This window comes from Pseudomonas sp. 4CAES_32.4 (assembly GCF_058136335.1).
Genome location: NZ_CM176882.1, coordinates 5,464,476 through 5,489,764 on the forward strand (window position 1 = coordinate 5,464,476; position 25,289 = coordinate 5,489,764).

Sequence of the window (25,289 nt, forward strand, 5' to 3'; positions counted from 1 at the left end):
TGCAGGAGCTGCCGAAGGCTGCGATCTTTTGATCTGGTTTTCCGGATCAAGATCAACAGATCGCAGCCTTCGGCAGCTCCTACATGGGGATCATCAATGGTTTGGAGTTTTTTGGTATGGGCCCATGGCTCGATAGCGTAACCGGGTGGCTCGCCGCCAATCCGCAGTGGCTGGCCGCTGCGGTATTGATCGTCGCTTTTGTCGAATGCCTGGCGATTGCCGGATTGATCGTGCCGGGCACGGTGCTGCTGTTTGCCGTGGCCGTGCTGGCCGGCAGTGGCGCGCTATCGTTGAGCGAAACCTTGTTGCTGGGTTTCCTCGGCGGGATTCTCGGCGACGTGGTTTCGTACTTCCTTGGTCGCCACTTCCACCAGAACATCCGGCGCCTGCCGGGTTTGCGGCATCACCCGGAATGGATGGCCGGGGCGGAAAACTACTTCCAGCGTTATGGCATCGCCAGCCTGCTGGTCGGGCGTTTCATCGGTCCGTTGCGCCCGATGCTGCCGATGGTGGCCGGCATGTGCGACATGCCGTTTCCGCGTTTCGCTGCCGTCAGTCTGCTAGCCGCGGCTGGCTGGAGTCTCGCCTATCTGTTGCCGGGCTGGGCCACCGGGGCGGCGATTCGCCTGCCGCTGCCGGAAGGTTTCTGGCTGGAAGCCGGAATCGTCGCGGGCAGCATCGCCATAATGGTCGGCCTCAGTGTGAACAGCAGTTTGCGCCGGCACCGCCGCGCGACCCTCTGGATCAGCAGCATGAGCCTGTTGATCTTGATCGGCCTGTTCGCCGGTTATCCGTACCTGACGGCACTCGATCAGGGCGTGATGACGCTGGTGCAAGAGCATCGCCAACCGGTTCTGGACGAAATCGCCGTGGCGTTCACCCTGATCGGTGAGTTTCGCAACATGTTGATGTTCAGCGCATTGCTGACCGCCCTGTTGCTCCTGTGCCGCCAATGGCGTCAGGCAATCTTCACTGGCGGCACACTTCTGGTCACCGCACTGGCCAACACCGGCACCAAACTGTTCTTTGCCCGGGTTCGTCCCGAGGTGCTGACCGATCCACTGACCAGTTACAGCATGCCCAGCGGCCACGCCTCGGGATCGTTTGCCCTGTTCCTGACGCTGGCGGTACTGGCCGGGCGCGGGCAACCGCCACGGATGCGACTGACCTGGTTGCTGATCGGTTGCATTCCAGCCCTGGCGATTGCCCTGTCACGGGTCTACCTTGGCGCACATTGGCCCACCGACATTCTCGCCGGTGCGATGCTGGCCTCCTGCGTCTGCGCCGCAAGCCTTTGGCTCAGCCAGCGGCAATCGCCGCTGGAACCCATGCCGCAAAAAGTCTGGTGGCTGGTATTACCGGCGGTAGTCGCACTGTTCGGATTTTTTGTATTACGACACTTGCCACATGTCATGACGCGATACGCCTATTGATTTCGCCTCCGGGTGATGCGCACGTATGTGCGCTCACCCATTCAATTCATCGGGGCGCTCGACTATTTTCAGCACAAAAAGAGCCGGCGTATTATTGAACGCATCATGTTTGGTCTTGTTCGGTTCGGCATTCATGAAGTAACGATTACTTTTGTTACTGGTTATATAGACGAGACTTTCTACCGCCGCCAAATGGATATAGCTGGCACCGCCATCGAGGTCACTGAACCGTGCACTCGGAATAGTGCCCTTTGACAAACTGAACTGACTGTTTCTTTCATCGCCGGTAAACACATGACGGGTTTTAGCGTTGACACTCAAATAACGCTCATCGTATTCGCCTTTCAAAATCGTCATTACGGCATAACGATTACCCTTTGGCACAAACTTTAACAACAGTGGCTTATCGTCCTCGTGATCAGCCACAGTCAAAACACTCGCACTCTCGCTGTCGGCCAACGCCACTTCAACATCCAGTCGCTCGCGCCGCGATAGGCGAGGGTCACGCAAGCGCAACTTCAGACGTTGTTGATTGAGCACCACCGGTCGCCCCTGGAAAAAAAGGTTTGCGGTGAAGGCGTCGGCCTCATCCATGATCAAGCTCATAAAACAATTCCTTATAGATTTATGTCGCTGAAAAAACAGTCCACGACTTACTCAGAACCATCGGGTAAAAAAGACGAGGCCAAACTGGCTTTTGTCGCCGAGACTCGCGGTAGATCACCTTCAGGTATTTTTACCGCCTTGCGCTTGCGGCGTGCGCTCACCATCAAGTCCGCGTAGATACCAGCGGCTTCAATAATATGATCAACATTATGATCAGTCCCGGCATGCTTAAAAATGTACTTGCTCGCTATATCGTCCCAGAACGCCCACTCGTCTTCGTAAATATTCATTGATCGGTTCCTCCTTGAACCACCCCGGATAACTTCCGGGGACAATCCACACTACAACTTGGCCAAGTTCATATTCAACCAAGAGCACGGACACAACTCATACAAAAAACAACAACACACACTGCAAAACAAAACGCCTAACCCAGCGTAAAAACCCATGACACATTACAAAGCGCTCCCGACCCATACTCATGGATGAGAATACCAACGTGGCAAAAATCACCTTCGATACCGCGACTTTTCCGACAACCCCGCTGCATGTCAGCGACCTCGTCGCTCCCGGTCAACGTGCAGCAACGGAAAACCGTCCTGCTCTTCCTCCTTCCGCACCCATTGCGGATACTTCTCTGCCCCACGGCAAAATGCCAAGCCTGCTTGACGTCGACACGCTTTTCGGCCCGCTGCGGTTTGGCGAAGTATCCATCAGTCGCCGGGAATTGCTGACGCTGGGTGCGAAAGTCAGCGGCCAGGACATCACGGCCGCCAACACCTATTTCGCCCAGCCGGATCAAGCTTTCATCGACGCTCTGGAACTGAATCCGGCCAAAGTCGCCGCGCGCATGCTCGCCGCCGGCCAGGAAGACAGTCACTTGGTGGCGACCGCGATGTTCGAACTCGCCACACTGCGCTCGGACACGGCCGCGCCGCTTCTGCAAAAAATGGCGATGGGCACTCATGCGACGCAAATGGACAAGCTCAGCGGCGTACTCAACGCCGTGCAGCGCCTGGAAATACGTGATGCCTCGCAACTCGACCAGACGCCCGGCTGGGTCGACAGACACAAGAGCCGCGCGATGTCCACAATGGGCGCCGGGATGCAGGCATACGGCCTTTACAGCGCCTACGTGGGCACGATCGATGCGCTGAAGAAAGGCGATTGGCTTGAAGCAGGCATCAATGCCGGAGGCGGGGCTGCCGAGCTTGCTTCGCTGGGTCTGGAATACGCGCTGACCAAAACCGGCGAAGCGATGATTCGCAATGGTGCCCAGACCTTCGAGCAATTCAGCAAGACCACCTCAGGCAGCCGCCTGGTTCGTGGTTCCGGTTTGATTGCCAGCGTCCTCACCCTGCCCTTCGATGTTTACACCGCGGTGAAATCATTCAGCGAGGCAGGCAAGGTCAGCGGGAAAAAAGCCCAGGATCTGTATGTCACCGGCGGCCTCAGTGTATTCAGCGCCGGGCTTTCGCTCGCGCTGGGCGTTGCAACACTGATGGGGTTTCAGGCCGCTGGCCCGATCGGGCTTGCTGCCGCAGCGCTGATGATCGTCGGCGCACAGATCTACGCCGCCGCGCGGGTGGTGGATGACATTGACGATTACATTGAATTGACCACTGAAGAACGCTGGCGCTCGGGCTGGTTCGCCTTCACCGGACAAAATCTGGATGCGGAGGTCATGGATCGTTTCAAGCTCGCGAAAACCTATGACGAACACCTCAAGGCGTTAAAAAAACGCAGCATTTCCTGGCTGGAAAATGACCTCAAGGACACCATCGAAACGATTGTTACCGGCCGCGTATCCAAATCATTGCAACCCACTCGCCTATACCGGTTTTCCTGGGACGAAGCTGCCGGAGAGTTGCCATACGTCACCGTCAATCAGCCGGTCATTGAAGATACCGATGACCATTACGACGCCCGCAACGGTTTTGCCGGTCAGGATGCAAACGTCACCTTCGGGCACATGGACTCGCAGAATAAAAAGGGTGTGCTTTGGCAGCTCGGAGGCGGCAAGGACACGATTCAGGGGGTAACCGCCAAACCCAACTCCTTCACATTCGGCCAGGGAAGAAAGCACCTTCGCGGCGGTGACGCAAACGACACTTTTGCGTTTCAGGACTCCCAGCAAACCCTGTACGGCGAAGACCCCACGGTCACTGAAATCGGCTGGCTACGAGGTGAGGGTGGAACCGATCTCCTATGGCTGCAAGGCAAAGACACGCACCGTGACTACGACGCCACGCAGCCGCGTTTCGCCGGTTACACCGTAGACCTCGAAAATGGCCGGATGGGTCTGAGGCCTGTGGATACAACGCAACCCTCCGTCTTGCACTCCTACATTGATTCCTTTGAAAAGGTCGAGACGCTGGCAGGCGCGGCCAATCGGGTCTACGGCACAGCCAATGCCGAAGTCATCGGCGCCAATGGCAACGATGTTGTGCAGGCCGGTGGCGGTGATGATCAGATCTCCGTGCGGGGTACTTACGGCAACATTGACGGCGGCAGTGGCAGCGACACCTTCCTTATCGACGCCAAGTGTATTGAAGTGACCATCGTCGATGACGGCCAGGAGAGCAGCACGGTCTATCTTGGAGTGCCACTGGAATACATTCAGAGCTGGCTGGTGCGTGACAACGCACTGGTCATCAACAGCCTGCGCGTCAATCATCCCGGCAAGCCGCGCAGGGAGTTGAGCATGGCGCGCACATACCAGACAAACGACGGCAAACGCACACTGCGCAACGACAAATGGCTGTTCATTACTCAGGATGGCTATTACTTGCAGGCCGATTTGCCGCAAGAGATCGATGGACTGGGCGAGCACACGGTCAACGCCATTGTCATCAGCCCCGGCACGCCAAAGAAGTCCCCCTGGACGCTGAACAACTATCAGACGGTGCCTGCCGGAGTTGATTCGTTTTATTACGTATCAGCCGACACAGCTCATGCAACCCTCAATGTTGTCAGGCACGACAAGGTCGCGCAGAGCACTGTTTATATCGATCACGACAGCCAGGACATTAGCGAAGTCAGGGCTCACTACCATGTTGAGATGACGCAGACCGAATACGCCAAGCGCCTGTATTACAAAGACGTCTACTTCACTGTCATCATGCGCAACGGCGCCAGCCTCCTTTCACTTCACGGCGGGATCGTCAAAGAGTCGTTGACCACGAGCAGTGTCAGTCAGGGTGTTCTGGCACCCGACTGGAAGACCCTTCACGAATTCACTCTGGTCATGCGCGATGGCACTTCCTACTCGCTGGATTACCCGAAAATCGACTATCAGGATGATACAAAAACCCAAGGTTACAAAGTCGCGCAAAGCCGTGCTTCCCTGCACGAGCGCGATGGCAAGTATCAGTTTGTGAAGCCCAGCGTCGATAAGCGCAGTTTGAAAAACTCGCCACAACGGATCGACATTCAACCGACCGCACACCGATCCCACTACCACCTGGAAGGCCGCTCATCGAACTATGAAATCCATCCGAGCGGCAATGTCTCCCTTCAGCTTTCAACCGCTGCGGCTGACGCCAGCACTTCCGGCTCTTCGACCTGGGTGATTTACACCGGACATCTGGAGAGAAAAATTCTTCGCAGCCATCTGTCGATCAAAGGCAACCTGCTGAAGATCGACAGCATTCATGTCCAACTTCCCGACAGCGATGATCCGTCGCTGCCCGTCGAAACGGTAGACGTCATTGTCACCTCGGGAAATCGCTACCGGGTCAATAACCTGTTTGAGACGATCGGTCTCCTGTCCGTTGATGCCAGTGCCTATTCGTCAATCGATGCCATAGCAACGGACATCAAGCAGCATAAAGAACAGCAGGAACTGGAAGACGACGAAACACCGGTAAGCCACCTTTATCTGCGAGACAACCCTTCGGAAAAACTTCACTACAACGCGCAGACAGCAACCTGGGGAATCACTCGCAACCCGGATCACATCGTGGATGAGAAGCAACTGAGAATCGGCATCGCCGCCTACCAGCTGCCGAGTCAACCGCTGCCAACCGTCAAGGAATGACACCATGCCCCTGAAACCACCGGTGAAACGCCCCAGGCTGGATATGCCTGATATCCATCTTCAACAACCGCCAAGACTGGACCCGGACAGCAGCCTTGTGCGGCTGCACCCGCCGACACCGGATGTTGCCGACACACCACTCGACCCGACGTATCCCAGCGGTTCGCAAGGCACGACGTTTGAACCCGTCACGACGAATGTCGACGTCGTCGACTTGCCCAACATCAACGCGCCGCGATCAAACGATACCGCGCTGCCCCGTTATTTATTGAAGCCTGCCATGTTGCGGGGCATGCAGGCGCCCAATGACGAAGGTTTTCGTTATGTCGTTTCGCGCAAGTTTGTCGATGTGAAACAGCTGGGCACCGTCCACGTCGAGTTTGATCCCGAGATCGGTGCCTATCGTGCAACTGACATTCTGAAAAAACTGCCGCCCGGCCCTGCGCTGTACAAGCAGTACGGCGAATTGACCTGGGCGACCAGCCGAGCGGCGCCGGGCAAGGCACGCGCCGCGTTGCTGGCGGACGGGTTCAGACAGTTACATCCGCAGCAAACCAGCGAACAACGCATGCACTTATTGCAGTCCTATAACCTGTCTCCTCAGCAGCACGTGCGCCTGCTGGAAGAGCTGAGCGCGAACCTGCGCCAACCGCACTGGCTCGAGCCGCACAAACGCCTTTCTGAAGACCCGGCCAACGCGCAACGCTTCGAACCGCTGCGCAGCGAAATCGAGCCGATGATTGTGTCGATCAGGAATGAAACCTTCGAACCGGGAACACTTCCAGACTTCGAGGACAGTGTCAGTCCGGCCTTCCTGCGCGGTTTTCTCGAGAAGCTCGGCTACCAGCGAAACCTCAACAACTGCCTGTACCGGACGGACATTCCCGGCCTGTTCAGGGCCGACGACCGGACCCCGTACGAACTTCACACCGACGGCATGATGCTGCCGCGCATGGAACACAGTGCGGGTTCCACCACCGAAACGCCGGTAAGCGCCACGCTCAGTCTTGAGGAGGTCAGGATGTACGGCAAAGGCGCACCCCCTGCGGAACATCTGGCGTACAACCGGCAGATCGACAGCCGTCCGCCAAAATCGGAGGAACATGCCACCCGCCTCAGGCAACGCTTCGGTTTCACTTATGTGATCGATACGCGGGGTGTAGAGGTGGTGCTCGGTGCGGAGAACCTGCTCTTCAACAAGAAAGGCATGAACGAAGACGCCTGGTTACCCGACGACGACCGCGAAGCACATATCTCGGTCAGGCAAAACGACGGTATCGACAGCCAGCGCCTCTGGCTGCTCGACTCCACCCTGAGCAAAGGCGCGAGGTTGCAGGACATTCACGATCAGGCCGGGTTCGATGCCGAGTTCATCCATCACGACACCCAGGCCGGGCAACAGAACCGACAGCGCTATGACGAACTGATAGACGCCGTGGCCAGCGCCGGCAAACCGATCCTGAGGCTCAAAGCCAATGCATTTGCCAATGACATCACCTGGCCCGAATAACCGCTCAGGCGAATAGCTCGCCTTGCAGCTCATCGAGCAGCGCCTGGATCGCATCCAGTCGCTGCTGCGGGTCGTCGAGTTGCAGCAGATCGATCTTGTCTTCCTCGGCGAACGGCAACAGATACGCCAACTGATTGGCCAGCGACTGCTGGCCAATCGCATCGGTGCCCATGTTCAACGCTTCGACCATCGGGTGCTCGGCCAGCGCCTTGAGCAGCGCAACCAGATCGGCGTCTTCGTCCTGCAGCGGTTGCTCGGGCTCTTCGTCGAGCCACTCGACGTCGGCGAGGATCAACTGATCGCGCTGCACTTCGGTGCGCAATACATTGAAGCGGCGCCCACCCTGCACGCGAATTCCCAGCAGGCCGTTGTCCTGCTGCTGGAAATCGGTGATTCGCGCCTCGCAGCCGACCAGCGCATATCCTTCCGGCGCGAGACCGACTTCGCTGCCTTCAAGAATGCACACCACGCCGAAGCCACCGCCCTGCTTCATGCAGCGGCCGATCATGTCCAGGTAGCGCGCTTCGAAGATCTGCAAGTCGAGATTGCAGCCGGGAAACAGCACTGTGTTCAGCGGGAAAAGCGGCAAGCTCATAGACATTTCCTTACACCACCATCGACACTGCCAACGGCAGGAACACCGCCGTGGCCACGCCCATCAGACTCATCGCCAGCGCCGCGAAGGCACCGCATTCATCACTTTCCTGCAACGCCACCGAAGTGCCGACCGCGTGCGCGGTCATGCCCAGCGCCATGCCGCGTGCCTCGGGGCTGTGCACGCCGAGACGGGTCAACAGTGCCGGGCCGAAAATCGCCCCGATGACCCCGGTGATCAGCACGAACACTGCCGCCAGCGCCGCGACGCCACCGATCTGCTCGGCCACCAGCATGGCAATCGGCGAAGTCACCGACTTCGGCGCCATGGTCATCAGGATCATGTGCTCGGCACCGAACCACCAGCCCAGCAACACGCCCATCCCCGTGGCGACTACCCCGCCTATCACCAGCGTAGTAAAAATCGGCCAGAACAATTGGCGAATACGCCGCAGGTTCAGATACAGCGGCACCGCCAGTGCGACGGTCGCCGGGCCGAGCAGAATACTGAGGATCTCGGTGCTCTTGCGGTACTCGGCGTACGTCAGGCCGCAGCCGACCAGCACGCCGATCACCAACAGCATGGAGACCAGTACCGGTTGCAGAAAGATCCAGCGGGTTTTCTCGAATGCGGCCAGCACCAGTTGATAGGCGCCGAGGGTAATGCCGATGCCGAACAATGGATGGTGGATAACAGAGGCCCAGGCACCTTGCCAATCAAACAGCATCAGGACTCCTCCGATGACGGCGGCGCGTGACGCTTGACCATGCGCTGCATCAGCACACCGGCGAAGGCCATCGACAGCATCAGCGACAGCACCAGCGCGCCAACAATCGCCCAGAAATCGGCGGCAATGTCGCTCGCATACACCATCACGCCCACCGCCGGCGGCACCAGCAGCAACGGCAGATAGCGCAGCAGACTGCCCGCCGCGAGATTCAGCGGCTCGCCGACTTCACCACGAACGATCAGGAAAATCAGTAACAGCAGCAGGCCGATGATCGGCCCCGGCAGCACCGGCAACAGCAAGTGATTGAGCGCGGTGCCGAGCAATTGAAACAGCACCAGCAGGGTCAGGCCACGTAGCAACATCCGACATCTCCGTCTTACATTCCACCCAGCAGGGGCCCGGCATTATAAGCACGCCTGCGCTATGGATCGGCATTCGCCAAAAGCATGGTCGGTTGACCTGAGCAAATCGCCATGATGATCTACAGTGGTTCGCAGGGCGGTCAAATCCCCCACCTGAAAAACTATAAAACCGATGAACCCAAGGAGAGTCTCAATGCCCTATGTTCCCGTTGCAGAGCTCAAAGATTATGTCGGCAAGGAACTCGGACGTTCCGAATGGCTCACCATTGATCAGGAGCGCATCAACCTGTTCGCTGAAGCCACCGGTGATTATCAGTTCATTCACGTCGACCCGGTCAAAGCCGCGCAAACGCCATTTGGCAGCACCATTGCCCACGGCTTCCTGTCGTTGTCGCTGATCCCGAAATTGATGGAAGACATCCTCGTCCTGCCGCAAGGCGTGAAGATGGTGGTCAACTATGGTCTGGACAGCGTGCGTTTCATCCAGCCAGTGAAGGTCAACTCGAAAGTTCGATTGAAGGTCGATCTGGGTGAAGTGACCGAGAAAAAGCCTGGCCAGTGGCTGCTCAAAGCGACCGCAACGCTGGAGATAGAAGGCTCGGACAAACCGGCCTATATCGCCGAGCCCCTGTCGCTCTGCTTCGTCTGATCGCTCTGGATGCGAAGCAGCGCACGCTGTTTCGCGTCACGTCTCTATTTATGCGACGCATAGCTGCGGCATACTCGGTCGCCTAATTGCCCGGATCCCGCTATGCGCTCACTCGCTTCTCTTGCACCCATTGCCCTGACCCTGATGCTCACCGCTTGCGGCGACGGCGAATCGCTGTTGCCGCCGGATGCGCGCCTGCCGGACGGCGGACGCTATCGCGGTGAGCTGGTCGATGGCTTGCTGCAGGGTCAGGGGCGCGTCGACTACCCCAACGGCAGTTGGTACGCCGGGCAGTTCGACAAGGGCCAGTGGCATGGCCAGGGCGAGTGGCACGGCAGCAATGGCGAGGTCTATCGCGGCCAGTTTCAGCAAGGACTGTTCGACGGCCAAGGCAGCCTGACCACCAATGCCAGCAGTTACACCGGCGGCTTCAAACAGGGCCGGCGCGAAGGCGAAGGCACCCTGAAAGAAAATGCGATGACCTATCGCGGCGAGTTCAAGTCTGACCAGTACTCCGGGCTCGGTCGTCTGGAGATGGACGACGGCAGCTCCTATCAAGGCCAGTTCGCCCACGGCAAACCCAACGGCGAAGGCCAGCGCGGCGATTCCAGCGGCAACTCGTTCACCGGGCACTTTGTCAACGGACAGCTGGAAGGCAACGGCACCTTCAACAGCGCCGACGGCGACATCTATGTCGGCGGTTTCAAGAACAACCAGTTGCACGGCAAGGGTCGCTACGAAAACGCTGACGGCGATGTCTGGCTCGGCCAGTTCAAGGAAGGCGCACTGACCGGCAAGGGCCAACTGATCGGCGCCGACGGCAGCCATTACATCGGTTCGTTCAGCGATTGGCGCTTCAGCGGTCAGGGCCGATTGAATCTGCCTGACGGCAGCTTCTACATCGGCGGCTTCGACAACGACAGCTATTCCGGGCGCGGCACCTTGGTGCTGACCGATGGCAGCGTGATGAGCGGCAGCTGGATCAATGGTCAGCGCGTGCGTGACGCCGATGGCAAATTGCTGCCCGACACCCTCGAACTCGGCCTGCTCGCTCAGGGCCGCTTGCTCGACGATGCACTCGCGGCGATCCCGGCTTCGACCCCGGCGGTCGAGCTGTACACCCTGACCCTCGGCGGCGACGGCAAGCAAAGCGTGTTCCTGCGTGAATCCGATTACGTCGCCAACATGCTCAACACGCGCTTCGGCGCCCATGGCCAGATTCGCCTTGTCAACCACCGCGACCACCTCGGTGACCGGCCGATGGCCACTCGCGAGAATCTGCGCCGCGCCGCGCAGACCCTCGCCGAACGCAGCGGCCCGGAAGACTTGCTGTTCATCTACCTGACCAGCCACGGCACTGCCGAACATGAACTGGTCCTCGACCAGCCGCGCATGGAGCTGGCCGACCTGCCCGCCGACGAACTCGCCGCCGTGCTGGCGCCGCTGAAAAACCGCGACAAGATCATCGTGATTTCGTCGTGCTACTCCGGCGGTTTCATCCCGGCGCTGAAAGACGAACGCACACTGATCATGACCGCCTCGCGCGCCGACCGGGTGTCCTTCGGCTGTTCGGAAGAAGCCAACTTCACCTACTTCGGCGACGCGCTGTTCGCCCAGGCACTGAACCAGACCGATGATCTGGAACAGGCCTTCAAACTGGCCAAGGCCACCGTCGCCGAGCGCGAGCTGGCGGACAATTTCGAAGCCTCGGAGCCGCAGATCTGGGCGCCGAAAACCGTGCTGTCGCACTGGCAACTGCTGCGTAAACAGCAAGCAAGAAAAGCTTTGCAAAGTGCTGCGTTGAACGACGGAGCGGTAAAGAGCAACTAAGCTGAACAGTATCAAGGGAGAGACACTATGTACTTGACGCCTCAGCACGTATTGCTTGCCGGAGCCACCGGTTTGACCGGTGAACATCTACTCGACCGTTTGCTCAACGAGCCAACGATTTCTCGCGTGCTTGCCCCCTCGCGTCGGCCACTGGCGGAACATCCGCACCTGGAAAACCCGGTCGGCGATCCGCAGGCGTTTCTGCCGCAGCTCAGTGGCCGTGTCGATATCGCCTACTGCTGCCTCGGCACCACCATCAAACAGGCAGGCTCGGAAGCGGCCTTCCGCGCCGTGGATCTGGACATGGTCGTGGCCTTTGCCAAACGCGCCCGGGAAATGGGCGCGCGGCACCTGATTGTCATCAGTGCGATCGGCGCTGATCCGAAGTCGTCGGTTTTCTATAACCGCGTCAAAGGCGAAATGGAGCAGGCCTTGCGCGCGCAGGACTGGCCGCAACTGACCATCTGCCGACCTTCGCTGCTGTTGGGCGAACGCACCGAACCGCGTCTGGCCGAGCAATTGGCCGGGCCATTGTCGAAGCTGATTCCCGGTAAATATCGCGGCATCGAAGCCTGCCAACTGGCCCGCGCGATGTGGCGCCTGGCGCTGGAAGAACAGGATGGCGTGCGGGTGATCGAGTCGGATGATCTGCGCAAACTCGGCAAATGAACCTTTCCACCGAGCTGTCCTGCACGGGGACAGCCCGGCCGCCGACATGAACTGAAGCATATCCACGGCGGCGCCATACCCCGCTACTACACGTTCCCCGCCCTCGATTGTTAGCGTGCCCTCCCCACGGTGGGTGCGCTTCGCTGCCCTTTGGCTCGCGCCGCGCCCGCCACGATCATTCATGCATCAATGAAAGGATTCCTTGATGGCTCCGAAAAAGATCCCGGCGGCGCCGCCACGCCAGCCTGATACACCCGCTGACCTTCCGGCAATCGAAGTGCCTTGGTTGATTCGGCAGGATATTCCCGGTTCGCTACCCGGCACCGAGCCGACTCTGCCGTCAACCCTTGAGCCCTTCAGCAATGTGCCGCGGCTGCCGCAGGAAGACCTCGAATCGGCCATTCGCATCGCTGACCTGCCGACCGCGCCTGGCAATCTCGACGATGGCCCAGCTCCAGCCAAACGGCCACGTATCGAGCCACTCGCGGTGCAGCCAACTCGCGCTGCCGACTCCATCGAAACCAGCGAGCCTGTCTGGACTGAGGCCGCGGCTACTTACCACGGCTATGTGCTGCTGCATCGCAAAAAGGCTTCGACGGAGATTACCGAGCCCCCACCGGTTCATGCGTTTCGCGACGATAACGGCCTGCTGATCCGCGTTGAACCTTCGACGACCCGTCTCGATCAACCCGCTGAATGGCTACCCGCCTGGACCGATCGCGACCTGTGGAATCTGTATGGCATTGAGGGCGCCGACATCACGCAGTTTCGCAGCGAGGCGCACGCCACCGGCAAAAAACCGCAGTGGGCCAATATCCGCGCCGACCGTATGGACACTGTCTATTTGCTCGACGAACTGCGGCGCTGGACATCCCCGGACATGGATCGCGATTTATTCCTCAGCACCCTGCAAGCCTTTAACTTCTCCCCCGCACAACTGGCGAAGAAACTCGGCAACGTCAACCTGCGCTGGAAAACTGTCGAAACGCCAGCAGCGTCCGCTAGGGCGCAAACCGCGCAAGCACCAGGCAACAAAACTGACCCTCCGGGGTTTGCCCATCCGTCGCACTACCAGTGGGACAGCACTCACCCGAGCCTTCAGGGCTACATCGAACTGCACCGCAAGCCCGAATTGAATGACAGCTTCGGGCCGCCCCTGCAACTGGCCTTCCGCAGCGCCTCGCACTTGTTCATCGTCAAGCCAACCGACTACTGGAACAGAAGTCTGGCACCGCTGTGCCGCAACTGGCGCGACGTCGATATCTGGAATCTGTACCGCATTCAGGGCGAAGACATCGTGCGTTTTCGCAAGGAGGTGGCGCAAACCGGCAAAGCGCCAGCGTGGGTGAAGCCGCGGGAATACCCTTCGCGTCGGGAGCAGTTGATCGATTACCTGCGACTGTGGAGCAGCCCGCACGCCGCGCTCAAGTCACTCACGGTGTTCATTGCCCGAATCCGCCCTTACAACCTGAGCACCGAGCAACTCTCGCAACTGTGCGACGAGCTGGGAGTCACCGGACAATTCGCCCATCGCATCAATGATGAGCTGCCGCGCTGGGCCGAGGCGCATCGCGACAGCATGCTGGACGACACCAACTCGCGCCGATTCGATGGATTTGTGCGCGAACTGCGCGCGGAAATCCTCACCCTGCGCTATCAGGAAAAAGGTAGCAGTTTCCTCCAGGCCAGCCTGACCCCAACGTTTTTCCAGGGTTTGCTTTTGCACTGCGGCTTTCTGCGCAACGCGCAAGGTTGCCTGCTGCGCACCGACATTCCGGCCATGTTCAGGGGCGATGACCGCAGCCCTTTCGAATTCGCCCGGGACGGCAGCATGCTCCCGCGCACTTCGCTACCCGAAGGCACCACCACGCAGACAGCGCTCAGCGCAACGTTCAGCCTCAGGGTCGCCACGAACTTCGCTCAACAGACCAATGCCCAGACGTTGGCGTACGACACCCAACTGCACCGTTTCCCCGGCAAGCCGGAGGATCAGGACAAGCCGTCGCAGACCGATGGCGAACTGCAATTGACCCACGATTACACGCCGAAACGCCGCGCCCAGCGTTTCGGCTTCTGCTATCTGCTCGATACCCGCGAGGTCGAGGTGGTGCCGGGGCGTGACAACCATGTCTATAACGCGCACGCCATAAACCCTCGAGCGCCGGGCAGCAAAACCTGGTTTCCGGACGGTGAACTGGAAGGGCATGTGTCGATGTCTGCACGAGGATTGAGTGCAGCACGAATCTGGCTGGTGAACTCACAGATGAGCCGCGCGGCACTGGTCGAGGACATTTATATCCAGACACTGGAACGTGCCGGATCTTCGGGACAAAATCACGCCAATGACATCGAGACAAGAACCTGGAACGGAGCGTCAAACCACCACGAATACGATGCCTTGATCGACGAAGTGGCGGCTGCCGGCAAACGCATCATCGTCTTGGGCAAGGGTGCTGAGACCGTCTCCCACGGCATACATTTTCCGCCGCCGGTGATCACTCTCCAGGATTCATAAACCGCCAGTGGCCTGAAAACTCACGCCAATTACGGTGAGCAGTGATAACGGCAGCAGCAAGGTGTCGAGCAATGCACTGGCCGGCAGATCCACCCCGGGGTAACTCGGGGCTTCGGCGCCGAAACGATCCATCGCGCAGCACCCGCCATTTATGGCATACAAATCCAGGCGCGTGCCGGAATACACCACCGGCGCGCCGGGTTTTGCCGCATCGAGGGTGCGCGCGGTGGCGCACCCGGCCAGTTGCAGCGCCAGCACGATTGCCAGCAGTTTATTCATCGCTGCTCAGGTGATGCTCGCCCCAACGCGGCAGCATGTCTTGCGGAATACCCAGCAGATTGAGAATTCGCGCCACGACGAAATCGATCAGATCATCGATGGTCTGCGGCTGGTGATAAAAACCCGGCGAGGCCGGCAGAATGGTCACGCCCATGTTCGACAGCTTGAGCATGTGCTCCAGATGAATGCTCGAATACGGCGCTTCACGCGGCACCAGGATCAACTGGCGGCGCTCTTTCAACGTCACATCAGCAGCGCGTTCGATCAAATTGTTGCAAGCGCCCGTGGCGATCGCCGACAACGTGCCCGTCGAACACGGCACCACCACCATCGCTGCCGGCGCGCCGGAGCCCGAGGCCACCGGCGACATCCAGTCTTCCTTGCCGTACACGCGGATCTGCCCGGCGGCAGCCCCGGTGTATTCGGTGAGGAAGGCCTGCATCATCTGCGGCTTTGGCGGCAGCGTCACATCGGTCTCGGTGGCCATCACCAATTGCGCAGCCTTGGAGATCAGGAAGTGCACTTCGCGATCTTCACGTACCAGACAATCGAGCAGGCGCAAACCGTACTGGGCGCCGGACGCGCCGGTCATCGCCAGCGTGATACGTTCGGGGCCATTGCTCTCAAAACGAGTGTTCATTGCAGCGCCTCGGCGAGTTTGCCGTGCAGGCCGCCGAAGCCGCCGTTGCTCATGATCACCACGTGGGTGCCGGGCTGGGCCTGGCTCTTCACGCGTTCGATAATGCCTTCCAGCGAATCGCTGACAATCGACGGCACGGTGCACTGCGCGGCGGTGCCAGCCAGATCCCAGCCGAGGTTGGCCGGAGCGTACCAGATGACCTGGTCGGCATCGACCACGCTGGCCGGCAAACCGTCACGGTGCGCACCGAGTTTCATCGAGTTGGAGCGCGGCTCGATGATGGCGATCAGCGGCGCGTCGCCGATGCGTTTGCGCAGGCCATCGAGGGTGGTGGCAATCGCCGTCGGGTGGTGGGCGAAGTCGTCATAGATGGTGATGCCGCGTACTTCAGCGACTTTCTCCATGCGCCGTTTGACGTTCTTGAATGCACTCAGGCCAGCGATGCCCATCGATGGCACCACGCCAACATGTCGCGCAGCAGCCAGAGCAGCCAAGGCGTTGGCAACGTTGTGCTGACCGGTCAGCTCCCATTCGACGGTGCCTTGGGACACGCCTTCGAACATCACTTCGAAGGCCGAACCGTCTTCACTGAGCAGTTTGACCTGCCACTGGCCGCCGGCACCGGTGGTCTGCACCGGGGTCCAGCAGCCCATGTCGATGACCCGCTGCAAGGCTGGCTCGGTGGTCGGATGAATGACCAGGCCTTCGCTTGGGATGGTGCGCACCAAGTGATGGAATTGCCGCTCGATCGCCGGCAGATCCGGGAAGATGTCGGCGTGATCGAACTCAAGGTTATTCAGGATCGCGGTGCGCGGGCGGTAGTGCACGAATTTCGAGCGCTTGTCGAAGAACGCGCTGTCGTATTCGTCGGCCTCGATCACGAAGAACGGCGTACCGCCCAAACGTGCGGACACCGAGAAGTTCTGCGGCACGCCACCGATCAGGAAGCCTGGGCTCATGCCCGCGTGTTCCAGCACCCAGGCAAGCATGCTGCTGGTGGTGGTTTTTCCGTGAGTACCGGCAACCGCCAGCACCCAGCGACCTTGCAGCACATGGTCGGCCAGCCACTGCGGGCCGGACACGTAGGGCAGGCCTTTGTTCAGCACATATTCCACCGCCGGATTGCCGCGGGACATGGCGTTGCCGATCACCACCAGATCCGGTGCCGGATCGAGCTGCGCCGGGTCGTAGCCCTGCGTCAGTTGAATGCCTTGGGCTTCAAGCTGCGTGCTCATCGGTGGATAGACGTTGGCGTCGGAGCCGGTCACGTGATGGCCCAGCTCTTTGGCCAGCACCGCCATCGAGCCCATGAAAGTCCCGCAGATACCCAGAATATGAATGTGCATAGTCGACCTCGTAAAACATGGCCGCAGGTTAGCGTAGGGAGGGGGAAATCGCACTCTTTAGCTGCCTCGAGATGATCGTCCCCACGCTCCGCGTGGGCATGCAGCCCGGGACGCTCTGCGGCCCAGAACGGACGCAGAGCGTCCGGGGAGGCGTTACCACGCAGAGCGTGGGAACGATCGGATTACGCAGATCGGGCGATTCCGTGTTTGCGTAGCTTTCGATAAAGCGTATTGCGGCTGACGCCCAGTTGTTGAGCCGTGTGCGTCATGTGCCAGCGGGTTTGTTCCAGTGCATTGAGCAGAGCCGACCGTTCGGCATCTGCCAGCGGATGATCGGATTCATTAACCGCTCGTACTGCCGCACTCCCCTGCCGAATCATCACCGGCAAATCCTCCAGCCCGATCCGCCCCTCATCACACAGCGCCGCCAATGTGCGCAGGACATTGCGCAACTGCCGCACATTCCCCGGCCAATTGAACGTCAGCAATGCCTGACGTGCCGGCTCGTCGATCATTACCGTTTCACCGCCCGCTTCTTCGGCCAGGAGAAAATCCAGCAGCTGCGATTTATCACTGCGCGCGCGCAGCGCCGGCAGTGCCACTTCCAGACCGTTGAGCCGGTAATACAGATCCTCGCGGAAGCTGCCATCGGCAACCCGCTCCAGCAGATTGCGGTGGGTAGCGCTGATGATCCGCACGTTGACCGATTCCGGTTCGCCACCGATCGGCACCACCTGCCGATCCTCCAGCACCCGCAGCAACCGTGTCTGCAAGGCCAGCGGCATGTCGCCGATTTCATCGAGGAACAACGTGCCGCCGTCGGCCTGCTGCAGCTTGCCGCGCATGCCCTCCTTGCGCGCACCCGTAAAGCTGCCGCCGCGATAGCCAAACAACTCGCTTTCGATCAGGCTTTCAGGAATGGCCGCGCAGTTGAGCGCAACGAAAGCTTTGCTCGAGCGTTGACTGGCCTGATGCACCGCCTTGGCGAATGCCTCTTTGCCCGAGCCGGTTTCGCCGTTGATCAGCAACGGCACATCGCGCTCGAACACGCGCAAGGCTTTACGGAAATCTGCCTGCAATGCTTCGTCACCCAGGCAAATGCCCGACAGGCGCGGTGCCTCGGCCACGACTGGCACAGGCATGACCGGCGTCGGTTTGCGCGACTCACCGCGCAACACCGCGAACAGGTGCCGGCCATCGCGGGTGCGCAGCGGCCAACTGGCGCTGGCATTGGCATTCGCGCGACCGAGCAGCTCATCCAGCGAACAATCGAAGAACGCCTCGACCGGTTTACCGAGCAATCCTCCGCGAATATGTCCAAGCAGGTTCAGCGCGCTCTGGTTGACCGCACTGATCCGCCCTTCCCCGTCGAACGCCAGCAGCCCTTCGCTGAACAGCCCGACCGATTCGGCCTGAAGGTGAAAACGCAGCAACCATTGATTATCGAAACAGCGCAGGAAGTAGCAGCTTTCAATCATCTTCGCCGACAGATTGACCAGCGCCATGGTGTGAAACTGGCTCTGCCGCGAAACCTCGTGGCGCGCCGACGACACGTCAAGTACCGCCATCAGTTCGCCGTGGGGATCGAATACCGGGCTCGCTGAACAGGTCAGGCCGGTATGACGGCCGCGGAAGTGTTCATCCTGATGAATGGTCAGCGCCTGACGCTCGACCAGGCAGGTGCCGATGCCGTTGGTGCCTTCGCAGGCCTCGCTCCAGTCAGCACCGAGCCACAACCCGGCGCGTTCGAAGATCTTGCGCTCGGCGGGTGCGGTGACGCAGTTGAGGATCACCCCGCGCGCGTCGGTCAACAGCACCGCATGGCCGGCACCGGAGAGCTGTTGGTGCAGGCTGCTCATTTCATTGCCGGCGATCTGCAGAACCTGTTGCAGACGTTCGCGACTTTCCAGCACGCGCCCGTGTTCGAGCACGGTTGGCGCCATGCTCAGTGCCGGGTCGAGGTGATAGTCCTCAAGGCAGCGCAGCCACGAACGGGCAATCGACGGATCGGCACCCGGCCCGTGCAAGTGCGGTTTGCCCTGGGTAATGGTGAGAACCTGTTGGGCATGGCGACTCAAATGGTTGTCGTGCATTTCTTATTGTTCTCCCCGAAAGGTCGACGCAAACCCTGTAGGAGCTGCCGCAGGCTGCGATCTTTTGAGCTTGCTTGGTAAAAAAGATCGCAGCCTTCGGCAGCTCCTACAGGGGTGGAGTGGGTTGAGCATCCTCCAGGCAGGCCACCTTTGCAATGCTGGCAAGACTGCCCGGTCACTGGCTGTGCCAGAAGCGGTACAAACTGTCACCGTGCCTGTACCGAAAGCGTCACGGACACAATCCATTCGTCCGAGACAAACCGCTCAAGCCCTTGATTTACCTGCCCTGCGCGGCAGTGGTCCGACCTTTGCTCTACGCTTATAGCAAGCGCACTTGCGCGTTTCTCTAATAAGTACAAAGCCAAGGAGAACATCATCATGCGTTACGCTCACCCCGGTACTGAAGGCGCCAAAGTCTCGTTCAAGAGCAAGTACGGTAACTACATCGGCGGCGAGTTCGTCGCGCCTGTCAAAGGTCAGTACTTCACCAACACCTCGCCAGTGAATGGCCAACCGATTGCCGAATTCCCTCGTTCCACTGCCGAAGACATCGACAAGGCACTGGACGCCGCCCACGCCGCAGCTGACGCATGGGGCGCGACCTCCGTGCAGGCGCGCTCGCTGATGCTGCTGAAAATCGCCGACCGCATCGAAGCGAACCTCGAACTGCTCGCGATCACCGAAACCTGGGACAACGGCAAAGCCATCCGCGAAACCCTCAACGCCGACATCCCGCTGGCTGCCGACCATTTCCGCTACTTTGCGGGCTGCCTGCGTGCCCAGGAAGGCAGCGCTGCCGAAATCGACGGCAACACCGTGGCGTACCACATTCATGAACCGCTGGGCGTGGTCGGTCAGATCATCCCGTGGAACTTCCCGATCCTGATGGCGGCGTGGAAACTCGCGCCAGCGCTGGCGGCGGGCAACTGTGTCGTGCTGAAACCCGCCGAGCAAACTCCGCTGGGCATTACCGTGTTGCTGGAACTGATCGGCGACCTGCTGCCACCGGGCGTGCTGAACATTGTTCAAGGCTATGGCAAAGAAGCCGGCGAAGCGCTGGCGACCAGCAAACGCATCGCCAAGATCGCTTTCACCGGCTCGACCCCGGTCGGCTCGCACATCATGAAATGCGCGGCCGAGAACATCATTCCGTCCACCGTGGAATTGGGCGGCAAGTCGCCGAACATCTTCTTCGAAGACATCATGCAGGCCGAGCCGACGTTCATCGAAAAAGCCGCTGAAGGTCTGGTGCTGGCGTTCTTCAACCAGGGCGAAGTCTGCACCTGCCCTTCCCGCGCGCTGGTACAGGAATCGATCTACGACGAGTTCATGGCCGTCGTGATGAAGAAAGTCCTGCAAATCAAACGCGGCGATCCGCTGGACACCGACACCATGGTCGGCGCGCAGGCGTCCGAGCAGCAATTCGACAAAATCCTTTCGTACCTGGAAATTGCCAAGGGCGAAGGCGCCGAGCTGCTGACTGGCGGTAAGGTGGAAAAACTCGAGGGCAACCTGTCGACCGGCTATTACATCCAGCCGACCCTGCTCAAGGGCACCAACAAGATGCGCGTATTCCAGGAAGAGATCTTCGGCCCGGTGGTGAGCATCACCACGTTCAAGGACGAAGCCGAAGCCCTGGCGATTGCCAACGACACCGAGTTCGGCCTCGGCGCCGGCCTGTGGACCCGCGACATCAACCGCGCCTACCGCATGGGCCGTGCGATCAAGGCTGGTCGCGTGTGGACCAACTGCTACCACCTGTACCCGGCGCATGCCGCGTTTGGCGGTTACAAGAAGTCCGGCGTTGGCCGTGAAACCCACAAGATGATGCTCGATCACTATCAGCAGACCAAAAACCTGCTGGTGAGCTACGACATCAATCCGTTGGGCTTCTTCTAAAACCTGAGGGCGACACGGATATTCCTGTGTCGCCCGTTCAAATGTCATCGCTGGCAAGCCAGCTCCCACAGGTTTCTGTGGTGTCCCCATTATTGAGATCAACAGAGTCCCTGTGGGAGCTGGCTCGCCAGCGATGGCGTCCTGAATGACACAACACAAGAGGTCTGGCCGCTCTGGCACGGCCCTTGCGTACCCGTCACTCAGGTTTTGCATTGAAATTGCCGCTGCGTGAACAGCACCCATCCACCCAACCGCCGCACCCGCAAGTCCAAAAAATCGAACAATAAAAAAAACAGCGAGGACTTATGACTTCAACCACACAGCTCAAACCCACACTCGGCACCCTGCACCTCTGGGGCATTGCCGTCGGCCTGGTGATTTCCGGCGAATACTTCGGCTGGAGTTACGGCTGGGGCACCGCCGGAACTCTGGGTTTTCTGGTCACGGCGTTGATGGTCGCGACGATGTACACCTGCTTCATCTTTAGCTTTACCGAATTGACCACCGCCATCCCACACGCCGGCGGGCCGTTTGCTTACAGCCGTCGGGCGTTCGGCGAGAAAGGCGGATTGATTGCCGGCATCGCCACGCTGATCGAGTTCGTCTTCGCGCCACCGGCGATTGCCATGGCCATCGGCGCTTATCTAAATGTGCAGTATCCGGAGCTTGATCCGAAGATCGCTGCCGTCGGTGCGTATTTTGTCTTCATGACCCTGAATATTCTCGGTGTCAGCATCGCGGCGACCTTCGAGTTGGTGGTCACCGTACTCGCCGTCGCCGAGTTGCTGGTGTTCATGGGTGTGGTCGCGCCGGGTTTCAGCTTCAGCAATTTCGTTCTGAATGGCTGGTCGGGCTCCAATGAGTTCACCGTGGCCTCAATCCCGGGCATTTTTGCCGCAATACCCTTTGCGATCTGGTTCTTCCTCGCCATCGAAGGCGCGGCCATGGCGGCCGAAGAAGCCAAAGACCCGAAACGCACGATTCCCAAGGCCTACGTCAGCGGCATCCTGACCCTGGTATTTCTGGCCATCGGCGTGATGGTCATGGCTGGCGGCGTTGGCGACTGGCGTCAGCTATCGAACATCAACGATCCGCTGCCGCAGGCGATGAAAGCCGTGGTCGGCAATAACTCGACGTGGATGCACATGCTGGTGTGGATCGGCCTGTTCGGGCTGGTGGCGAGTTTCCACGGGATCATCCTCGGTTACTCGCGGCAGTTCTTCGCCCTCGCCCGCGCCGGTTATCTGCCTAAGGGGCTGGCCAAACTCTCGCGCTTCCAGACCCCGCACCGGGCGATTCTGGCCGGTGGCGTGATCGGCATTGCGGCAATCTACAGCGACGGCCTGGTCAATTTGCAAGGCATGACCCTGACGGCGGCGATGATCACCATGTCAGTGTTCGGCGCGATCGTGATGTACATCATCAGCATGCTCAGCCTGTTCAAACTGCGCAAAACCGAACCGAATCTGGAACGCACCTTCCGTGCGCCGGGCTATCCGGTGGTGCCGGCGATTGCGCTGTTTCTGGCGGTGGTGTGCCTGGTGGCGATGGCGTGGTTCAACACACTGATCGGTTGTGTGTTCCTCGGTTTCATGGCCGCCGGGTATCTGTATTTCCAGCTGACTGCCAAGCAACGCTCCGAAGCGCCGGCAGACGCTATGCTCGAAGGTATCTGACTGCCATATAAAAGTGCACAGCGCCCAGTCAGGCACTGTGCTGGAACCCTGTAGGAGCTGCCGCAGGCTGCGATCTTTTGATCTTGCTGTTAAGAAGATCAAGGTCAAAAGATCGCAGCCTGCGGCAGTTCCTACAGCGGGTTAATCGTTTACAGGAGGATATTGTGGCCGCATTCGCCCATTCCGTCGGCGCCCAGACCTATCGCTTCGACAGCCTCAAGGACGTCATGGCCAAGGCCAGCCCGGCGCGTTCCGGAGATTTCCTCGCCGGTGTCGCCGCGCTCAACGACGGCGAGCGCGTGGCCGCGCAAATGGCCTTGGCCGACATCCCGCTCACGCATTTCCTGCAGGAAGCGCTGATCCCTTATGAGTCCGATGAAGTCACCCGGCTGATCATCGATACCCACGACCCACAGGCCTTCGCCGTGGTCAGCCACCTCACGGTCGGCGGCTTCCGGGACTGGCTGCTCAGCGACGCCGCCGACGAAACCAGCCTGCGCAACCTCGCCCCCGGCCTGACCCCGGAAATGGTCGCCGCCGTGTCGAAGATCATGCGCGTGCAGGATCTGGTGCTGGTGGCGCAGAAGATCCGCGTGGTGACCAAGTTTCGCGGCACCCTTGGCCTGCGCGGTCGCCTGTCGACGCGCCTGCAACCGAATCACCCGACCGACGAGCCTTCCGGCATCGCCGCAAGCATTCTCGACGGCCTGCTCTACGGTAATGGCGACGCGATGATCGGCATCAACCCGGCCACCGACAGCATTGCCTCGATCTGCGCGATGCTGGAAATGCTCGACGCGATCATCCAGCGCTACGACATCCCGACCCAGGCTTGCGTACTGACCCACGTGACCACGTCCATCGAGGCGATCAACCGAGGCGTGCCGCTGGATCTGGTGTTCCAGTCGATTGCCGGCACCGAAGCGGCCAACGCCAGTTTCGGCATAAACCTGAATGTCTTGCAGGAAGGCTATGACGCCGGCCTGAGTCTGAGTCGCGGCACCCTCGGGCAGAACCTGATGTATTTCGAGACCGGTCAGGGCAGCGCGCTGTCGGCCAACGCCCATCATGGCGTTGACCAACAGACCTGCGAGACACGGGCCTACGCCGTGGCGCGACATTTCAAGCCGTTCCTGGTGAACACTGTCGTAGGATTTATCGGCCCGGAATACCTCTACAACGGCAAACAGATCATCCGCGCCGGCCTCGAAGACCATTTCTGCGGCAAATTGCTCGGCGTGCCGATGGGTTGCGACATCTGCTACACCAACCACGCTGAAGCCGATCAGGACGACATGGACACCCTGCTGACGCTCTTGGGGGTTGCCGGGATCAACTTCATCATGGGCATCCCCGGCTCCGACGACATCATGCTCAACTATCAGACCACCTCGTTCCACGACGCGCTCTACGCGCGCCAGACCCTGGGCCTGAAACCGGCCCCGGAGTTCGAGCAATGGCTGGCGAACATGGGCATCTTCACTCAGGCGGACGGCAAGGTGCGCTTCGGTAACAACTTGCCGCCGGCCTTCCGCCAGGCACTGGCGCAACTGGGATGAGCCGTATGGAAAAACCACCCGTCGACCCGCAAAACCCTTGGCTGGAACTACGCCGACTGACCCCGGCGCGCATCGCTCTGGGTCGCACCGGCACCAGCCTGCCGACCAGCGCGCAACTGGATTTCCAGTTCGCCCACGCCCAGGCACGCGATGCTGTGCATCTGCCGTTCGATCACGCTGGCCTTAGTGCGCAACTGGCAGAGCGCGGGCGCGAAAGCCTGCTGCTGCACAGCGCCGCCGTGGATCGCAACACCTATCTGCAACGCCCGGATCTGGGGCGCAAGCTCAGCGATGACTCAGCGCAAAGCCTGCGTGACTATGCGGCGGCGCATCCGGGCGGCGTGGATCTGGCAATTGTTGTGGCGGACGGGTTGTCGGCGCTGGCGGTGCACCGACATACGCTTGGGTTTCTCACCCGCCTGGAAGAACAAATGGCCGGCGATGACTGGTCGATTGCACCGGTCGTGCTGGTGGAACAGGGCCGCGTCGCGGTCGGTGATGAAATCGGCCAGTTGCTCGGCGCAAAAATGCTGGTGATGCTGATCGGAGAGCGGCCGGGCCTCAGCTCGCCGGACAGTCTCGGTTTATATTTCACCTACAATCCAAAAATCGGCCTGACCGATGCCTACCGCAATTGCATCTCCAACGTGCGGCTCGAAGGCTTGAGCTACGGCATGGCGGCGCATCGCTTGCTGTATCTGATGCGTGAGGCTTGTCGACGGCAGTTGTCGGGGGTCAACTTGAAGGACGAAGCACAGGTTCAGACGCTGGAATCGGATGCCGGTGTAGACATGAAAGGCAATTTCCTACTCGACCCGCCCACAACCTGAACCGTTTCCGCATTGCGTTTCTGCGCCGG

Annotated in this window: 20 protein-coding genes; 11 read left to right on the forward strand and 9 right to left on the reverse strand. The window is 59.9% G+C overall.

Annotation, left to right across the window (positions count from 1 at the left end; genetic code table 11):
• Window positions 1-116 precede the first annotated feature (116 nt).
• A complete protein-coding gene (locus AC3Y64_RS24625; protein WP_489985549.1) occupies window positions 117-1,433 on the forward strand; it encodes a bifunctional DedA family/phosphatase PAP2 family protein in 1,317 nt (438 codons plus the stop codon).
• A 33-nt stretch (window positions 1,434-1,466) separates the two neighbouring features.
• Here AC3Y64_RS24625 and AC3Y64_RS24630 read toward each other — a convergent pair whose 3' ends face one another.
• Together AC3Y64_RS24630 and AC3Y64_RS24635 are read right to left on the reverse strand one after the other, a co-directional pair.
• Window positions 1,467-2,039: a hypothetical protein gene (locus AC3Y64_RS24630; RefSeq protein WP_489985550.1), complete on the reverse strand. Its 573-nt coding sequence runs from the start codon at window positions 2,037-2,039 to the stop codon at window positions 1,467-1,469.
• A gap of 47 nt (window positions 2,040-2,086) precedes the next feature.
• Window positions 2,087-2,329, reverse strand: coding sequence for a hypothetical protein (locus tag AC3Y64_RS24635; protein ID WP_489985551.1), 243 nt, complete (start codon window positions 2,327-2,329; stop codon window positions 2,087-2,089).
• Between the two features lie 191 nt (window positions 2,330-2,520).
• On the opposite strand from AC3Y64_RS24635, the gene AC3Y64_RS24640 reads away from it, so the two are divergent.
• Together AC3Y64_RS24640 and AC3Y64_RS24645 are read left to right on the forward strand one after the other, a co-directional pair.
• Window positions 2,521-6,078, forward strand: coding sequence for a calcium-binding protein (locus AC3Y64_RS24640; RefSeq protein WP_489985552.1), 3,558 nt, complete (start codon window positions 2,521-2,523; stop codon window positions 6,076-6,078).
• A 4-nt stretch (window positions 6,079-6,082) separates the two neighbouring features.
• Window positions 6,083-7,588: a hypothetical protein gene (locus tag AC3Y64_RS24645; RefSeq protein WP_489985553.1), complete on the forward strand. Its 1,506-nt coding sequence runs from the start codon at window positions 6,083-6,085 to the stop codon at window positions 7,586-7,588.
• Window positions 7,589-7,592: 4 nt separating this feature from the next.
• Here AC3Y64_RS24645 and AC3Y64_RS24650 read toward each other — a convergent pair whose 3' ends face one another.
• Genes AC3Y64_RS24650 through AC3Y64_RS24660 form a run of 3 tightly spaced genes read right to left on the reverse strand, consistent with a single transcriptional unit; the run spans window position 7,593 to window position 9,275 of the window.
• The gene (locus AC3Y64_RS24650; protein WP_489985554.1) at window positions 7,593-8,183 is read right to left on the reverse strand and encodes an LON peptidase substrate-binding domain-containing protein; all 591 of its coding nucleotides are present in this window, start codon (window positions 8,181-8,183) and stop codon (window positions 7,593-7,595) included.
• 10 nt (window positions 8,184-8,193) lie between these two features.
• Window positions 8,194-8,910, reverse strand: coding sequence for an LrgB family protein (locus AC3Y64_RS24655; protein ID WP_053124192.1), 717 nt, complete (start codon window positions 8,908-8,910; stop codon window positions 8,194-8,196).
• Window positions 8,910-9,275 carry a CidA/LrgA family protein gene (locus tag AC3Y64_RS24660; protein WP_489985555.1) on the reverse strand — a complete coding sequence of 122 codons (366 nt, stop codon included), beginning with the start codon at window positions 9,273-9,275 and terminating at the stop codon, window positions 8,910-8,912. Before AC3Y64_RS24660 ends, AC3Y64_RS24655 begins: the two co-directional genes overlap by 1 nt.
• Window positions 9,276-9,468: 193 nt before the next feature.
• On the opposite strand from AC3Y64_RS24660, the gene AC3Y64_RS24665 reads away from it, so the two are divergent.
• The 4 genes from AC3Y64_RS24665 (at window position 9,469) to AC3Y64_RS24680 (ending at window position 14,938) form a co-directional block, all read left to right on the forward strand.
• Window positions 9,469-9,924, forward strand: coding sequence for a MaoC family dehydratase (locus AC3Y64_RS24665; protein WP_034153755.1), 456 nt, complete (start codon window positions 9,469-9,471; stop codon window positions 9,922-9,924).
• Between the two features lie 102 nt (window positions 9,925-10,026).
• Window positions 10,027-11,754 (forward strand): C13 family peptidase, encoded by a 1,728-nt coding sequence (locus tag AC3Y64_RS24670; protein ID WP_489985556.1) that lies wholly within the window; start codon window positions 10,027-10,029, stop codon window positions 11,752-11,754.
• Window positions 11,755-11,781: 27 nt separating this feature from the next.
• Window positions 11,782-12,423, forward strand: coding sequence for an oxidoreductase (locus AC3Y64_RS24675; protein WP_053124198.1), 642 nt, complete (start codon window positions 11,782-11,784; stop codon window positions 12,421-12,423).
• A 205-nt stretch (window positions 12,424-12,628) separates the two neighbouring features.
• Entirely contained in the window at window positions 12,629-14,938 is a 2,310-nt protein-coding gene (locus tag AC3Y64_RS24680; protein WP_489985557.1) for a hypothetical protein, read from the forward strand.
• Here the strand turns inward: AC3Y64_RS24680 and AC3Y64_RS24685 are convergent.
• The 4 genes from AC3Y64_RS24685 to AC3Y64_RS24700 form a co-directional block, all read right to left on the reverse strand.
• Window positions 14,933-15,217 (reverse strand): YceK/YidQ family lipoprotein, encoded by a 285-nt coding sequence (locus AC3Y64_RS24685; protein ID WP_489985558.1) that lies wholly within the window; start codon window positions 15,215-15,217, stop codon window positions 14,933-14,935. The two genes, AC3Y64_RS24680 and AC3Y64_RS24685, sit on opposite strands and share 6 nt — an antisense overlap.
• Window positions 15,210-15,857 (reverse strand): flavin prenyltransferase UbiX, encoded by a 648-nt coding sequence (gene ubiX, locus AC3Y64_RS24690; protein ID WP_007909567.1) that lies wholly within the window; start codon window positions 15,855-15,857, stop codon window positions 15,210-15,212. Before ubiX ends, AC3Y64_RS24685 begins: the two co-directional genes overlap by 8 nt.
• Window positions 15,854-17,203, reverse strand: a complete 1,350-nt coding sequence (mpl, locus tag AC3Y64_RS24695) for a UDP-N-acetylmuramate:L-alanyl-gamma-D-glutamyl-meso-diaminopimelate ligase (protein WP_489985559.1) — start codon at window positions 17,201-17,203, stop codon at window positions 15,854-15,856. Before mpl ends, ubiX begins: the two co-directional genes overlap by 4 nt.
• Window positions 17,204-17,385: 182 nt before the next feature.
• The gene (locus AC3Y64_RS24700; RefSeq protein WP_489985560.1) at window positions 17,386-19,296 is read right to left on the reverse strand and encodes a sigma-54-dependent Fis family transcriptional regulator; all 1,911 of its coding nucleotides are present in this window, start codon (window positions 19,294-19,296) and stop codon (window positions 17,386-17,388) included.
• A gap of 378 nt (window positions 19,297-19,674) precedes the next feature.
• Between AC3Y64_RS24700 and exaC the strand changes: the two genes are divergently transcribed.
• From exaC to eutC, 4 genes are all read left to right on the forward strand, one after another.
• Complete coding sequence (gene exaC / locus AC3Y64_RS24705; RefSeq protein WP_489985561.1) at window positions 19,675-21,195, forward strand: acetaldehyde dehydrogenase ExaC; 1,521 nt, start codon at window positions 19,675-19,677, stop codon at window positions 21,193-21,195.
• Window positions 21,196-21,500: 305 nt separating this feature from the next.
• Window positions 21,501-22,871, forward strand: coding sequence for an ethanolamine permease (gene eat, locus AC3Y64_RS24710; RefSeq protein WP_489985562.1), 1,371 nt, complete (start codon window positions 21,501-21,503; stop codon window positions 22,869-22,871).
• Window positions 22,872-23,035: 164 nt separating this feature from the next.
• Entirely contained in the window at window positions 23,036-24,430 is a 1,395-nt protein-coding gene (locus AC3Y64_RS24715; protein ID WP_489985563.1) for an ethanolamine ammonia-lyase subunit EutB, read from the forward strand.
• On the forward strand, window positions 24,427-25,260 hold the full coding sequence (gene eutC / locus AC3Y64_RS24720) for an ethanolamine ammonia-lyase subunit EutC (RefSeq protein ID WP_489985564.1): 834 nt from the start codon (window positions 24,427-24,429) through the stop codon (window positions 25,258-25,260). Before AC3Y64_RS24715 ends, eutC begins: the two co-directional genes overlap by 4 nt.
• The last annotated feature ends 29 nt before the right edge of the window (window positions 25,261-25,289 follow it).